The following is a 14824-nucleotide window of genomic DNA, read 5'->3' as shown; positions in this document are numbered from 1 at the left end:
TTACTCTTATCGTTGATACTGGTTGACTGCCCGATTGTGGTCGTTCAGGTTGTCCGAGAACTGGCTGGTGCCGTTGCCCTTGGAGACGAAATACAGCGCGGCGGTCTTGGCCGGCGACAGCGCCGCCATCAGCGACTGCACGCCCGGCAGCGCGATCGGGGTCGGCGGCAAGCCGGCGCGCGTATAGGTATTGTAAGGGGTGTCGGTCTCCAGATCCTTTTTGCGGATCTTGCCATCATATTTCAGGCCCATGCCGTAGATCACGGTCGGATCGGTCTGCAGCAGCATGCCCAGCTTGAGGCGGTTGACGAATACGCCGGCAATCATGGCGCGCTCCGACTTCTGGCCGGTTTCCTTTTCGACGATGGAGGCCATGGTCAGCGCCTCATACGGATTCTTGTACGGCAGCGCTGGATCGCGCTTGGCCCAGGCGTCGGCCAGGCGGGTCAGCATGATGGCGTGCGCCTGCTTGTAGATCTGCAGGTCGCTGGACCCCTTGGCGAACAGATAGGTATCCGGGAAGAACAGCCCTTCGGCCTGCTTGTAGTCGGCGTCGATCGCGGTCATCAGCTCAGTGTCGGACAGCGCCACGGTGTCATGCTTGAGTCCCTTGTGAGCGGCGATGGCGGCCCGCATCTGGCGGAAGTTCCAGCCTTCGATAATGGTCAGCTGCTCCTGCGCGAACTCGCCGCGCGCCAGCTGGTCGATCAGGCGCAGCGGCGTCGAGCCGGGCTTGAGTTCGTACGAACCGGCTTTCAGCTTGCTGCTCTTGCCGGTGGCGCGCGCCAGCAGGTTGAACAGCAAGGGCTGGATCGGCACGCCCGCTTCGGCGATCTGCTGGCCGGCCGCATGCGCGCCGCTGCCGGGCGTAATGGTGAAGTCGATCGCTTCGGCATCGGCCGGGATAATCGGATTCTGCGACCAGTAAATGAAATACCCGCCGCCAACGATGGCCAGCACGACACACAGACTAATTATTTTTTTGATAAAAGCCATTATTAAAGCCATCTGATTGGATCAAGTCGCACAGCTTGCCAGTTCCTGACCCGGTGCGCCAGTGCGATGTTTTGTGCCGCGTCCGACGCGATCGGCGCGACATCACTATAATGAGCCCGTAATGATAATGCTTTCACCGTCAAAAGATTGAAAATTATGCCTTCCTGGAATGAACTTTTAACGCAGCAGGCCGTCCCGCTGACCACCACGCAGCTGGCAGTCGGTTTTGTCGCCCCCATCACCGACCTCGGCCTGATCGCGCTGGATGGCGAGGAATCCGCCAACTTCCTGCACACGCAACTGACCAACGACGTCGAACACCTCGGCCAGGGCGAAGCGCGCCTGGCGGGTTACTGTTCGCCGAAAGGCCGCATGCTGGCCTCGTTCCTGATGTGGCGCAACGAATCAACTATCTTCCTGCAACTGGCCCGCGACATCCAGCCGGCGATCCAGAAGCGCCTGTCGATGTTTGTGCTGCGCGCCAAGACCAAGCTTAGCGACGCGTCCGAACTGCCGGCCAATCACGTCGTATTGGGCCTGGGCGGCGGCATGGCCGAAACCACGCTGCAAACCTGGTTCGACACGCTGCCTGCCAAACCGTTCGCCAAGCTCGATCATCCACTTGGCACGCTGATTCGCGTGGCCGACGTCTTCGGCGCGCCGCGCTACCAGTGGCTGATGTCGGCCGAAACTGCCGCCACCGTGGTGCCGGAACTGGCGGAAAAGCTCAGCGTCGGCAGCAACGACGCGTGGCACCTGTCGGAAATCCATTCCGGCGTGGCGCACATCAGCAAGGCGACGCAGGAACAGTTTGTGCCGCAGATGATCAACTACGAGCTGCTGGGCGGCGTCAATTTCAAGAAAGGCTGCTACCCGGGCCAGGAAATCGTCGCCCGCAGCCAGTATCTGGGCAAGCTCAAGCGCCGCACAACGCTGGTCAGCATACCGGACCCGACGGCGGCAGCCGGCATGGAAGTGTTTGCGACGGCCGATCCGGAACAGCCTTGCGGCATGATCGTCAACGCCGCGCCGAACGGTCAGGGCGGCGTCGACGCGCTGGTGGAAATGAAGCTGGCGGCCATCGAAGCGGCGTCCGTGCGACTGGGCTCGGCGCAAGGCACGGCCTTGAGCTTCCTGGCCATGCCGTATGTGCTGGAACCGCTCGATCTCTAGCATGGATCTCTACATCTACTACAAGGTCAAGGACAGCGACGCGGCGTCCTTGCTGGCGGCAGTCGCGCCGATGCAGGCGAACCTGGCCCGGCACCACGGCGTGACGGGCCAGCTCAAGCGCCGTCCGGACACCAAGGAAGACATGCAGACATGGATGGAAGTCTATCCGTCCGTGCCGGAAGGTTTTGCGGCGGCGCTGCACGACGCCGTCGCCCAGGCCGGGGTGGACCAGTTCACCACCGGCCTGCGCCACACGGAAGTTTTTATGGATGTCGTCCCATGTGCCTGATTGTCTTTGCCTGGCAGGTGGTGCCAGCGGTGCCGCTGATTGCCGCCGCCAACCGCGATGAATACTACCAGCGCGCCACCGCGCCAGCCGGTCCGTGGCCCGAACATCCGCACATCTACGCCGGCCGCGACTTGCAGGCCGGCGGCAGCTGGATGGGCATCACCCAGCCGGGTGTCGACGGCGGGCCGTCGCGCTTTGCCGCCATCACCAACATCCGCGCACCGTCCGAACACAAGGACGATGCGCCGTCGCGCGGCCATCTGGTGGCCGACTACCTGGCCGGCAGCATGACGCCACAGGAATACGTCGCCGCCATTCGCGCCAGGGCCGACCAGTACAACGGCTTCAACCTGGTGCTGGGCGACCGCGACACGCTGATCTGGTACTCCAATAAAGGCGACCACGATCCGCGCAACGGCCAGCCGTTGGAAGCCGGCATCTACGGCCTGTCCAACGCGCTGCTGGATGCGCCGTGGCCGAAGGTCCTCAAGACCAAAGCCCAGTTCGCCAGCCTGCTGTGCCTCGGCGCGCCGGAAGAAGCCTTCTTCGAGATGCTGTCCGATACCACGCCAGCGTCCGACCAGCGTCTGCCGGAAACCGGCGTGCCGCTGGAACTGGAGCGCGTCCTGTCCGCCGTCCGCATCGAAAGCCCCGGCTACGGCACCCGCACCTCGACCGTCGTCAAACTCTACGCCGACGCCCCCGCCACGTTACATGAGGTGCTGATTCATTGAATCGGTACCGCCATCCCTTTCCCGGCGCTTTTGGCCGAATACTCGGCAGTCTGGCCAACTCCGTCGGTCTGGCCAACCTCCGGCACGCCGTGATGCGGCGGCTGCCGTTTCTGAAACTGGAAAGTGATGTCACCGATGTGGTCTATCTGACCTGGATGGTAGATGTCGACGCTGCGCAGGGCTTGGCGCCAGCCGGCCATGTGCTGTGGCAGCGAGACGGCAAGACGCCGTTCACGATACTGACCTACCGCCACGGACATTTCGGCCCGGCGTTCCTGGGCGGCTTGAGAAGGATGATGCCGTCTCCGCTGCAAAGCAACTGGCGCCTGTATTCGGAGCGTCCCGGCCAAGTCATTTTTCTGAAGAATGTGTTGAGCAATCCGTTGCACGCGATGGGCACACGCATATTCAGCGACGCGCTGCAAAGCCACTATCCTGCGAGCTTCCGCCACGCGGCGGCCGGCAATGTCTTCAAAACCGAAATCGTTCCCGGCGACGGCAGCGCACCGGCGTTGCAGAGCGCGGTACGCATAGCCGCCACCAAAACAGCGCCACCGCAGTTCACCGACTGGCACAGCGCGGTCGAATTCCTCGCCTGCCAGGACATCGCCATCGCCCACGTGGCCCGCAACGACGCGCTGGCGGTGTCGAAAATCGAATTGCCCATCCAACTTTCGGAAGTGCAACCGCTGGAGCCGATAGGCGAAGTCACTTGCCCATTACTGCGCCAGCTAAACGCCAACTGCCAACCATTCTGCTTCCTCGTGCCGGCAGTCAAATTCCGCGTGCTTTCCGAGAGGCTGAAGTTAGCCCACTGATTTGGCCAGCAGTTCGCGGAAGGCTTTGAACACCTTGCGCATGGCCGGCGCTTTGTAGGGGAACATATCTTCCGGGTCCATCGAGTGGACGATCATGGCGTTGTCGGCCTCGAAGATCAGCAGGTCGCCGTTCGGCATTTCGGCGCAGTCGATGCCCAGATAAGGCAAGCCCATGCGCTGGTCGATGGCTTGCAGCGCGGCCTGGTGGCGTAACGCGAACCCCTGGTCGAAGCGCGCCATTTCGGCCGCTTCCTCGGCGCGTTTTTCGGCGCTTTCGGTCATGCCCGCGTTCAGGTAGTGAATCATCCAGTTCTGCGAAATCGCGTAGTGGCAGATGTACGGCTTGCCTTCGATCAGCACAATACGGTATTTGCGGAACAGGCCGTCGGCGCCGCGATAGTCGACAAAGCGCGACACGTAGAACTGCGGCCCTTCCACTTCCAGCAGGTATTGACCCAGTGCAGCCGGCGTGTCGATCTTTTGCAGATTGGTGCCGGCATGCGAACCCAACGGCCGAACGATGATCGGAAAGCCGCCATCCGGCAGCAAGCTATCGATCGCCTGGGTGCCGGCGGCAATCGCATTCAACGTGCTCAGCCCAGTACGCACGGCGACCGGCATTTCCACGCCTGGCAGGCCGCGCAACGCTGCGCTCAAGCCGTCACGCGAAGTCGCGCGCAGTTGCGCTGGACGGTTGATCACCGGCCGCGGCCAGTCGCTGGTGTAGTCGATCAGCCGTTCCAGCAGCGGCTGGTTGGCTTCCGATTCCGCCACCGCCACCAGCATCACGTCGTGGTCCGGCACCTGTTCCGGGAAGTCTTCGTCGGCGCGCAGGTACAGCAGCTCCAGCGTGACGTCGCTGTCTTCCACCAGGAATTCGACCGGCGTGTTGGCCATCAGATCGCCCGGCCCCATCAGCACCAGCAGCGTCAGGCCTGGCGATGCGGCGGGAATGGTGTAATGCGGTTGCAGCATGATGGCTTCCGCCTGCACCGCCAGCGCGTCGTCGCGGTTGCCGGTCAGTTGCAGCACGGTGGAGAAATCCATGTAGGCGTGCGCATCATTGGGATAGGTCTGGGCGCGCTCCAGCAGCACTTGGCCGATGGGCGACAGATCCTCGCCGGCAAACGCGCGGCGCATCAGAGGGGCGACGCCGATCAGCGGGGCGTTGTGCTGGCCGATAGTGCTTGCGTCAAATGTCATGCGGACTCCGTGTTGGTAAGGGACAGGCGCGTGGCGCCCAATTGCAGCACTGCAGCGAGCAGCGCGTCGATGTCTGATTGGCCGGTGCGGTGGTTGACGATGGCGGCGCGGATCGCCAGCTTGCCGCGTACCGTCGTAGCGGAGGGAGCCGCAATGCCGGACTCCTGCACGTCGGCGATCAGCGCGGCATTGAAGGCGTCGATATCCGCGTGTCCCGCCGCGCGGTGGCGGAAGCAGACGATGTTCAGCGCTACCGGCGCCAGCAATTCCAGCTCCGGCTGCGCCTGGATGCGTTCTTCCAGATAGCGCGCCAACAAGCAGGTTTCGTAAATCACCTGGCCGATGCGCTCGGCGCCGAAGACCTGGAAGGTGAACCAGGTCTTCAAGGCGCGGAAGCAGCGCGACAGGTCGGGGCCAAAATCGCATGGCCATGGCGAATTGGCCGCCATGCCGCGTTCATCGCGCCGCAGGTAAGTATCGCGGCTGGCGAAGGTATCCAGATGAATCTCGCCATCGCGCACCAGGATAAATCCGGCGTCGTACGGCACCTGGCCCCACTTGTGAAAATCGCAGGCGATGGAATCGGCCAGTTCGATGCCGTCCAGCAGCGGCCGCAACTCAGGCGACAGTGCCGCCAGCGCGCCATACGCGCCATCGACGTGGAACCACAGGCCGTTGCGCTCGGCGATGGCGGCCAGCAGCGGCAACTCGTCAATCGCGCCGACATCGACCGTGCCCGCCGTGCCCGCCACAAAGAACGGCTGCAAGCCGGCCTGGCGGTCTGCGGTGATCGCGGTTTCCAGCGCCGTGATATCCATCTGGAAGCGCGCATTCATCGGGATTTTGCGCAGGTTGGCGCTGCCGAGGCCGGCCAGATCCATGGCCTGGGCGATGCAGCCATGGGCGCCGGCCGAAGCGTACGCCACCAGCTGGCGCTTGGGCGGAATGCCGTGGCTGCGCACTTCGCGACCCAGTGCGCGGTAACGCGCCACCAGCACCGCAATCATATTGGCCATCGAACTGCCGGTCACGAACAGGCCCGAGGACGAGGATGGGAAGCCGAACAACTCGGCCATCCAGCGCACCACCTGGCGCTCGACTTCTATCGGGATATGGTCGCGGCCGCCGCAGTTGGCGTTGAGGCCGGCGGCCAGCATCTCGGCCAGCATGCCGGCCGCGGTGCCGCCGCCATGCACCCAGCCGAAGAAGCCGGGATGGGTATTGCCGATTGCATACGGCAGGATATTGTCCATGAATTGCTGGTGGACATCGGCCAAATCGCTACCCTGCGCCGGCAGCGGGTTGCGGAAGGCGGCGCGGGCCTGGTCCGGCACTGGCTGCCACACCGGCCGCTGGCGGATGCCTTGCAAGTAGTCGAACATATCGTCCAGCATGCGGTGGCCCTGCGTGCGGAATTGCTGCCAATCTGCCGGTTCCAGTGGCCCAGCGAAATTTTCTTGCGTTTTTTTTGCCATGTGACTCAATTTTTCTTCAGACCTGCCGTTAATGCCAGTAGCGGGGCATTTTATCCAAAGCAAATCTCCCGCGCGAACGGAGGAACCCAACCAGCATGGACACGAGCAGCATCAACCGATTAGATTCGCTACCCACCACCACCGCCACGTGGGCGGTGTTGCCCTTGCCTGCCCTGGACAAAAATACGGATATAGCAGCCGCACAATCTATTGTCGCCGGTAAAGACGATCCTGCGTTGAAAACTCCAAGTAAATCTGAGTTAAAAAAATCGGTTGACGCTATAAATCGTTTCCTCGAAAACAATAGTGAGGTAGAGTTCAGTATAGACGACCACAGTGGCCTGTCGGTGGTCAAGGTGATCGATACTGAAACCAAGCAGGTCTTGCGTCAGCTTCCGTCCGAGGAATCGCTGGAAATTGCCAAGAACCTCAACAGCATGAAAGGCCTGCTGATTAATAGCAAGGCATAGTACTCCAACTTGATCAAGCACGCCGCCGATCTGCACCAGCTTCCCCCGACGCACGATCTGCTGCTTGCCGGCGGCGACGACAGATTGGCGCTGGATGCCGGCACCGGCCGCTCCCGCTATGGCTGCCGGCCAACGCCGGACACTGACCTGATATCGCTAGGCTCGTCCACCGCCTCACATATTTCCCCTTATGCTTACCAGGCCGCCGATGCTTTGCGGCAGCGCTGCGTGCAAGCCATGCGGAGGGAGCCGGAACGGGTGGTCTACCGGCAGGCGCTGGCCACTGTACGGCAGCGCTTGCTGGCCTACTGCGGCTGCGCGCCAGAAGACAGTCCGATGACGCTGCTGGCACCCTCCGGCACCGATCTGTTCATGCTGGTCGCCAATCTGCGGCAGCCGCAGTGCACGGTGCTGATTGATCGCGCCGAGACCGGCAGCGGCGTACCGCTGGCCTTGCTCGGGCCGCGCCAGGGTGCGCCGCATATGGTGGCGGTGCGGCATGCAGATGGCAGTTTGCGCGACGCCGGCGAGGTCGATGCCGAGTACGCCGCCATCGTTGATGAGGCGGCTTCGCGCGGGCAACGGGTGCTACTGGTGCTTACCGATGTCAGCAAGACGGGCCTGATTACGCCGTCGATCGCCTCGGTGCAAGCACTGCGCGCACGCTGGCCGGATCACTTGGATGTGCTGGTCGATGCTTGCCAGTTCCGGCTGGACCCGGTGACGGTGCGGGCGTATCTGGCGCAGGGCTTCATGCTGGCGCTGACTGGTTCCAAGTTCCTGACCGGGCCGACCTTCAGCGGCGCCCTGCTGCTGCCGCGCGCGATAGCGGCCAATGCGGTGGAGGCGGTCACTAGCCATGCCAATTTCGGCATGCTGCTGCGGTGGGAGGCGGCGCTGACGGAAATGGAGCGTTTTGCTGCTGTGCCGCAGACGGCACGCCTGCACTGGGTGAGGCACTTTGAAGATGCGGTGGGGCGCGGGCTGGCGCAAAATGAGGCGTTCATATCGCTGGCCGTCAGTGATATCGACCGCTCGGCGCTTGGTGTGCCGGCCTGCTGGGACAGCGTGCAAACCATCTTCCCGTTCACGCTGCGTAGCGCTGATGGCCACCTGCTGGATGCCGCCGAGGCGCGCCGTGTGTATCTTCAGCTGCAACTGCCGGCCATTGGTACGCGCCGTTATCAGCTGGGTCAGCCGGCGGCGGCCGGAGCGCTGCGATTGTGTCTCAGCGCCCGCATGATCGCCGACCTGCACGAGGGCGTGGCGCCAGACATCGACGTCGCCGCGCCGCTGGCCCGCATCGCCCAGCTGCTTGCTTAGAAGCTGCGCTGCATATTGATGTGGGCGATGCCCGCTTCGTAGAACTCCTCGCCTTCGATGGCGAAGCCGTGACGCTGGTAGAACGGCGCCGCGTGCGTTTGCGCGCTCAACGCCACCAGCAGGTCGCCACGTGCCTTGGCCTGCACCATCAAAGCCTGCAACAACTCGCCGCCGACACCACTGCCGCGCGCCGATTTGCGCACCGCCATGCGGCCGATGTGACCGTCCGGCAGCAGGCGACCGGTACCGACCGGCGTACCGTCGGCCTCGTAGGCCACCGCGTGCAGACACAGCGCGTCCATGCTGTCCATTTCCAGCTCCGCAGGAACGCCCTGCTCCTCAACGAAGACTTCGGTGCGGATGGCCTTGGCGTCGGCGCTCAGCGTGCCCCAGTCGCCCAGTTTGATTTCGTGCTTGCTCATCGTTGTGATCCTGTTCAGCAAAAGCACGATTGTAGTACGTCAGCCCAGCGGTTTGGAAGCACCCTGAATTTTGGCCCGCAGCAGCTCACGGATTTGCGGCGTCGCAGCATACGGGTCCGGCGGATTGGTGCCGGCCACCACACTCTCCAGATTCAGCCGCACGCCAGCCAGCGCATCCGGATGCGAGTAGATGTAAAACTGGCCGCCGGCAATCGCCTTGAAGGTAATCTCCGCCACTTCCCCGGCCGATACCTTGCCCGAAGAAACGGCCTTGTCGGTCATTACCTGCGCGGCGATCTGGCTGGCGGTCGGGCCGGCCGTCATGCGCACGTCTTCCGGACGGTTGCGGTGCGACTGGCTGATACCGGTCGGCACAAAATACGGACACAGCACCGAAGTACCGATCGGCGCACCGACCAGCTGCAAGTCGTGATACAGCGTTTCCGACAGCGACACCACCGCGTGCTTGGAGACGTTGTAGACGCCCATCGCCGGTGCATTCAACAGGCCGGCCATCGAGGCGGTGTTGACTATATGGCCTTCAAACGACGCGTCTTTCGCAGCCGCCTCCAGCATCAGCTTGGTGAAGATGCGCACGCCATGGATTACGCCCCAGACGTTGACGCCCATTACCCATTCCCAATCCGCCTCGGTGTTTTCCCAGATCAGCCCGGCCGAACCAACACCGGCGTTGTTGAACAGCAGATGCACGGCGCCGAACTCGGCCACCGCAGCATCCGCCAGCGCCTGCACCTGCTCGCCCTTGCGCACGTCGCACAGCTGCGCAATGACGCTGGCGCCCTGTCCGCGCAACTCGGCGGTGGCCTGCTCCAGCGCGTCGGCCTGCACGTCGGCCAGCACCAGCTTCATGCCCTCGCGCGCGGCAATGTTTGCGAATTGACGGCCCAAACCACTTGCGCCGCCGGTGATGACGGCGACTTTGTCTCGGAATGTTTTCATTTTTAAATGAGCTTCACCAGTTGTTTGCCAAAATTACGCCCTTGCAGCAGGCCCATGAACGCTTCCGGCGCGGCAGCCAGGCCGTCCGCCACCGATTCGCGGTATTTGATTTGACGATTTGCAACCAGCACGGCCAGTTCCTGCAAGCCCTGCTGCCAAAACTCCATGTGCTCGGTGACGATGAAACCGCGCACAGTCAGGCGATTAATCAACAGCACCCGCGCATTCTTGATCGGCATGTCGGCGCCGTTGTAGCCGGCGATCAAGCCGCACAGCGCGATGCGGGCGAAGGCGTTGGTGCGGGCCAGTGCCGCATCCAGACAGGCGCCGCCGACGTTTTCAAAGATGGCGTCGACGCCGTCCGGCGTGGCGGCGGCCAAGTCGGTCTCCAGGTTGCCGGCCTTGTAATCGACGCAGGCGTCGAAGCCGAGTTCGTTCACCACGTAGGCGCACTTTTCCGCACCGCCGGCGATACCGACCACGCGGCAGCCGCGCAGCCGCGCCAGCTGGCCAACCACGCTGCCGACCGCGCCACTGGCGGCCGACAACACCACGGTTTCTCCGGCCGCCGCTTCCATGATCTGGTTGAATCCGTACCAAGCCGCCATACCGGGCATCCCGACCACGCCGAGAAACGCCGACAGCGGAATGCGCGTGGTGTCGAGCTTGCGCAGCAACAGGCCATCCGACACGCCCATCTCGGCCCAGCCCAGCATGCCGTTGACGTAGTCGCCGACCTGGTAGAAATCGTTTCGTGAGGCGACCACCTGGCCGACCGTGCCGCCGATCATGGTGTCGTCCAGCTGCTGCGAGTTGGCGTAGCTCCTGGCCGCGCTCATGCGGCCGCGCATATACGGGTCCAGCGACAGGTAGTGATTGCGGATCAGCACCTCGCCGTCGGCCAGCGACGGCACCTGCACGGTCTCCAGCCGGAAATTCTCCGGTTTGACCGGGCCGCGCGGACGTTCGGCCAGCACGATGCGCTGGTATGTTTCGGGAATACTCATACCGCCGACACGCCTCCGTCCACCGCCAAGATCTGGCCGGTGATGTGCTTGCCCGCGTCGGACGCGAACAGCACGGCTGCGCCTTTCAGGTCTTCGTCGTCGCCGAGACGGTTCAATGGCGCGTGGCCGATCAACTGGTCGCCCATGGCGGTCAGCAAACCCTTGGTCATCTTGGATGGGAAGAAGCCCGGCGCCAGCGCGTTGACGGTGATGCCATGGCGGCCCCATTCGCCGGCCAGCGTGCGGGTAAAGTTGACCAGCGCGCCTTTCGAGGTGTTGTAGGCGATGGTCTGCATGGTGCCCGGCGGGTTGCCGGCCAAACCGGCGATCGAGGCGATGTTGATGATGCGGCCCGACTGGCGCGGGATCATCGAGCGCTTGCCCACCAGCTGCGACACCACGAAGATGCTGCGGATGTTCAGGTCCATCACCTTGTCCCAGGCTTCGACCGGGTGGTCTTCGGCCGGCGCACCCCAGCTGGCGCCGGCGTTGTTGATCAGGATGTCGATATGGCCGAGGTGGCCGATGGCGGCGTCGACCAGCGCTTCGGCCTGGGCGTCCTGCGCCAGGTCGGCGGCCACCGCGTGGGCGCTGATGCCGCGCTGGGTCAGAAAGCTGACGGCTTCATCCAGTTCGGCTTGCTTGCGCGCCGAGATGACGACCTTCGCGCCCTGCTCGCCCAGCGCCAGCGCCATTTGCAGGCCGAGGCCGCGGGAGCCACCGGTAATCAGCGCGGTCTTGCCGGCCAGTGAAAACAATTCTTGGGTAGTACGCATCGTGTCTCCTCGTTGGTTTTTTTGATTATTCCTGATTAGAACCAGGCGTCCTGCATATCGAGCGTGGTGGTGTCTATGCTGGCCAGCAGCGCCAGCTGCGGCCCCACCTTGGGCAACTCCCACTGGAAGAAATACTGGCACGCCTGCAGCTTGCCGCGATAGAAATCTGTATCGCCGCTGGCCAGCGACGCCGCCGCCAGCAACGCTTGCTGCAACCAGATCCACGCCACCACCACATGCCCGACCGCTTCCAGATAGAGGCTGGCGTTGGCCAGCGTCTTGTTCAAATCGCCGACAGCATACAACTTCTGCGTGACTTCTTCCACGCCCTGCCAGGACTGCTCCAGTGCATCCGCGTGCGCCAGCAGTTCGACGCTGATGGTGGCCAGCCCCGGACCGACCGCATCCGGCGCACCGACGCTGCCACGCACCTTGCGCACCGTCTTGCGCAGCTCGGCGGCAAAGGCACGGAACAGCGCGCCTTCCTGCAGACTCACCTTGCGGCCCAGCAAATCCAGGCCATGGATGCCGTGCGTGCCTTCGTGGATAGCGTTCAGGCGGTTATCGCGATAAAACTGCTCGACGTTATACTCTCGCGTGTAGCCGTAGCCGCCGTGGACCTGAATCGCCAGGCTATTGGCCTCGACGCACCATTGCGATGGCCACGACTTGGTGATCGGCGTCAGGAAATCCAGCAGCCGGCCTGCATGTTCGCGGGCTTCCGGCGTTTCGGCCGTGTTCTGCTCGTCGACCAGTCTGGCGCTGTACAGCACCAGACCGAGGCCGCCTTCCACGTAAGCCTTCTGCGCCAGCAGCATGCGCCGCACGTCGGTGTGCTGGATGATCGGCAGTTGCGGCTGCGCGGCGTCTTTCTGCGCCGGGTGGCGGCCTTGCGGACGGTTGCGCGCATAGTCAAGCGCGTGCAGGTAGCCGGTATAGCCCAACACCGCCGCGCCGAGGCCGACGCCGATGCGCGCCTCGTTCATCATGTGGAACATATTCGCCAGGCCGTGGTGCGGTTTGCCGACCAGGTAACCGATGGCGCCGCCGTTCTCGCCGAAGTTGAGCAGGCAATTGGTGGTGCCGCGATTGCCCATCTTGTGGTTAAGACCGGCCAGCGAGATGTCGTTGCGCTCGCCGAGGCTGCCGTCATCGTTGACCAGGTATTTCGGCACGATAAACAGCGAGATGCCTTTGACGCCGGGAATCAGCTTGCCATCGTCGCCGGGAATCTTGGCCAGCACCAGGTGCACGATGTTGTCCGCCAGTTCGTGCTCGCCGGCCGAGATCCACATCTTGTTGCCGGTGATGCGGTACTGGTGGTCGCCGTCAGGCACGGCGCGGGTGGTGATGTCCGACAGGCTGGAGCCGGCCTGCGGCTCGGACAAACACATGGTGCCGAAGAAGCGGCCGGCCAGCATCGGATTGACGTAGGTTTCAATCTGCGCCGGCGTCGCGCATTTGAGCAAGGTATTGGCGTTGCTCATGGTCAGGAAGGTATAGGCCGAGGTGCTGACGTTGGCGGCAGTGAAATACGCCGCCAGCGCCTTCTCGACCACCACCGGCAGCTGCATGCCGCCGCGCTCGTAGTCCTGGCCGGCCGCCATCAGGCCGGCCAGCGAAAACGCTTCCAGCGCCGTCTTCACCTCGGGGATGATCTGCACCTTGCCGTCCACCACGTGCGGCTCGTTGGAGTCGGCCTTCTTGTTGTGGTTGGCGAACAGATCGGTTGCGAGACGCTCGGCCGTATCGAGCGCGGCGTCGAAGGTCTCGCGGTTGTGGTCCTCAAAGCGGGCGCGGCGCGTCAACGCCTCCGCGTCCAGCCACTCGTACAGCATGAAGGACAGGTCGCGGCGCGACAGAATGGTCGAGCGCATGGCGCTTACACCACTTCGAACAGGCCTGCCGCTCCCTGGCCGCCACCGATACACATGGTGACCACCACATATTTCACACCGCGTCGCTTGCCTTCGATCAGCGCGTGGCCGACCAAACGCGCACCGGACACGCCATACGGGTGACCGACCGCAATCGCGCCGCCGTTGACGTTGAGACGGTCCATGGGGATGCCCAGCGTGTCGGCGCAATACAGCACCTGCACGGCAAACGCCTCGTTCAATTCCCACAGGCCGATGTCCTCGACCTTCAGGCCGGCTTTCTTCAGCAGCTTGGGTACGGCGAACACCGGGCCAATGCCCATCTCATCCGGTTCGCAACCGGCCACGGCGAAGCCGCGGAACACGCCCAGCGGCTGCAAGCCCTTGGCGGCGGCGGTCTGCGCGTTCATCACGATGGCCATCGAGGCCCCATCCGAGAACTGGCTGGCATTGCCGGCGCTGATCACGCCGCCTGGCAGCGCGCTGCGGATCTTGGACACGGCTTCATACGTGGTATCGGCACGGATGCCCTCGTCGGCCGAGATGGTCACTTCACGCGACAGCAGCTGGCCGGTGGCCTTGTCGGCGACGCCCATGATCGTGGTCATCGGCACGATTTCGGCATTGAACAGGCCGGCGGCCTGGGCGGCGGCGGCGCGCTGCTGGCTCTGCACGCCGTATTCATCCTGGCGCTCGCGGCTGATGTTGTAGCGCTTGGCGACAGTTTCTGCGGTTTGCAGCATTGGCCAATAGATTTCCGGCTTGTTTTTCGACAGCCAGACTTCCTTGTACATATGCATATTCATCTCCTGCTGCACGCAGGAAATCGACTCGACGCCGCCGGCCGCGTAGATGTCACCTTCGCCGGCGATGATGCGCTGGGCGGCGGTGGCAATGGTTTGCAGGCCGGACGAGCAGAAACGGTTGATGGTCATGCCGGCGGTGGTGACCGGGCAGCCGCCGCGCAGGGCGATCTGGCGTGCGATGTTGCCGCCGGTGGCGCCTTCCGGATTGGCGCAGCCGGCCAAGACGTCTTCCACTTCGCCGGCTTCCAGGTTGGCGCGCTGAATCGCTGCTTGCAACACATGGCCGCCCAAGGTGGCGCCGTGCGTCATGTTAAACGCGCCTTTCCAGGATTTGGCCAGACCCGTGCGGGCAGTAGAAACAATGACGGCATCGATCATGAGGAGTCTCCTATAGTGAAGGTGTTATCAATCCAGAATAGCATAGTTTTAGTACGGTCGTTCGCAAAATTTATTGTAAGTTTCGCGTAAGCCTCATGAAAGCATCGCGTAAGGTTC

15 protein-coding genes are annotated in these 14824 nt (G+C 63.3%); 6 read left to right on the top strand and 9 right to left on the bottom strand.

Annotated elements, in window-relative coordinates; all coding sequences use genetic code 11:
• Positions 1-6: 6 nt before the first annotated feature.
• Positions 7-996, bottom strand: a complete 990-nt coding sequence (gene mltG, locus HH213_RS25460; protein ID WP_174864433.1) for an endolytic transglycosylase MltG — start codon at positions 994-996, stop codon at positions 7-9.
• A gap of 156 nt (positions 997-1152) precedes the next feature.
• Here mltG and ygfZ point away from each other — a divergent pair, with 156 nt between their 5' ends.
• The 4 genes from ygfZ to HH213_RS25440 are packed head-to-tail and all read left to right on the top strand — an operon-like array spanning position 1153 to position 4010.
• A complete protein-coding gene (ygfZ, locus tag HH213_RS25455) occupies positions 1153-2169 on the top strand; it encodes a CAF17-like 4Fe-4S cluster assembly/insertion protein YgfZ (protein WP_169114106.1) in 1017 nt (338 codons plus the stop codon).
• A 1-nt stretch (position 2170) separates the two neighbouring features.
• Positions 2171-2458: a DUF4936 family protein gene (locus tag HH213_RS25450; protein ID WP_169114105.1), complete on the top strand. Its 288-nt coding sequence runs from the start codon at positions 2171-2173 to the stop codon at positions 2456-2458.
• On the top strand, positions 2449-3192 hold the full coding sequence (locus HH213_RS25445; RefSeq protein ID WP_169114104.1) for an NRDE family protein: 744 nt from the start codon (positions 2449-2451) through the stop codon (positions 3190-3192). Before HH213_RS25450 ends, HH213_RS25445 begins: the two co-directional genes overlap by 10 nt.
• The gene (locus tag HH213_RS25440; protein ID WP_169114103.1) at positions 3189-4010 is read left to right on the top strand and encodes a hypothetical protein; all 822 of its coding nucleotides are present in this window, start codon (positions 3189-3191) and stop codon (positions 4008-4010) included. The genes HH213_RS25445 and HH213_RS25440 overlap by 4 nt, the downstream gene beginning before the upstream one ends.
• On the opposite strand, the gene HH213_RS25435 is transcribed toward HH213_RS25440, so the two are convergent.
• Positions 3999-5213, bottom strand: coding sequence for an ATP-grasp domain-containing protein (locus HH213_RS25435; protein WP_169114102.1), 1215 nt, complete (start codon positions 5211-5213; stop codon positions 3999-4001). The two genes, HH213_RS25440 and HH213_RS25435, sit on opposite strands and share 12 nt — an antisense overlap.
• The gene (locus tag HH213_RS25430) at positions 5210-6688 is read right to left on the bottom strand and encodes a pyridoxal phosphate-dependent decarboxylase family protein (protein ID WP_229263153.1); all 1479 of its coding nucleotides are present in this window, start codon (positions 6686-6688) and stop codon (positions 5210-5212) included. Before HH213_RS25430 ends, HH213_RS25435 begins: the two co-directional genes overlap by 4 nt.
• A 95-nt stretch (positions 6689-6783) precedes the next feature.
• Between HH213_RS25430 and HH213_RS25425 the strand changes: the two genes are divergently transcribed.
• Positions 6784-7158, top strand: coding sequence for a flagellar protein FlaG (locus HH213_RS25425; RefSeq protein WP_110847856.1), 375 nt, complete (start codon positions 6784-6786; stop codon positions 7156-7158).
• Between the two features lie 9 nt (positions 7159-7167).
• Positions 7168-8481 (top strand): hypothetical protein, encoded by a 1314-nt coding sequence (locus tag HH213_RS25420; RefSeq protein WP_169114101.1) that lies wholly within the window; start codon positions 7168-7170, stop codon positions 8479-8481.
• Here the strand turns inward: HH213_RS25420 and HH213_RS25415 are convergent.
• The 6 genes from HH213_RS25415 to HH213_RS25390 are packed head-to-tail and all read right to left on the bottom strand — an operon-like array spanning position 8478 to position 14707.
• On the bottom strand, positions 8478-8903 hold the full coding sequence (locus HH213_RS25415) for a GNAT family N-acetyltransferase (protein ID WP_110847854.1): 426 nt from the start codon (positions 8901-8903) through the stop codon (positions 8478-8480). The genes HH213_RS25420 and HH213_RS25415 overlap by 4 nt on opposite strands.
• 39 nt (positions 8904-8942) lie before the next feature.
• Entirely contained in the window at positions 8943-9863 is a 921-nt protein-coding gene (locus HH213_RS25410) for an SDR family oxidoreductase (RefSeq protein ID WP_169114100.1), read from the bottom strand.
• Between the two features lie 2 nt (positions 9864-9865).
• Positions 9866-10870 carry an NADP-dependent oxidoreductase gene (locus HH213_RS25405; RefSeq protein ID WP_169114099.1) on the bottom strand — a complete coding sequence of 335 codons (1005 nt, stop codon included), beginning with the start codon at positions 10868-10870 and terminating at the stop codon, positions 9866-9868.
• On the bottom strand, positions 10867-11646 hold the full coding sequence (locus HH213_RS25400; protein ID WP_110847851.1) for an SDR family oxidoreductase: 780 nt from the start codon (positions 11644-11646) through the stop codon (positions 10867-10869). The genes HH213_RS25405 and HH213_RS25400 overlap by 4 nt, the downstream gene beginning before the upstream one ends.
• A 35-nt stretch (positions 11647-11681) precedes the next feature.
• Complete coding sequence (locus HH213_RS25395; protein WP_169114098.1) at positions 11682-13523, bottom strand: acyl-CoA dehydrogenase; 1842 nt, start codon at positions 13521-13523, stop codon at positions 11682-11684.
• Between the two features lie 5 nt (positions 13524-13528).
• The gene (locus tag HH213_RS25390; RefSeq protein WP_169114097.1) at positions 13529-14707 is read right to left on the bottom strand and encodes an acetyl-CoA C-acyltransferase; all 1179 of its coding nucleotides are present in this window, start codon (positions 14705-14707) and stop codon (positions 13529-13531) included.
• Between the last annotated feature and the right edge of the window lie 117 nt (positions 14708-14824).

This window comes from Duganella dendranthematis (assembly GCF_012849375.1).
Lineage (GTDB): Bacteria > Pseudomonadota > Gammaproteobacteria > Burkholderiales > Burkholderiaceae_D > Rugamonas > Rugamonas dendranthematis.
This window is presented reverse-complemented; position numbering and strand designations above follow the sequence as displayed.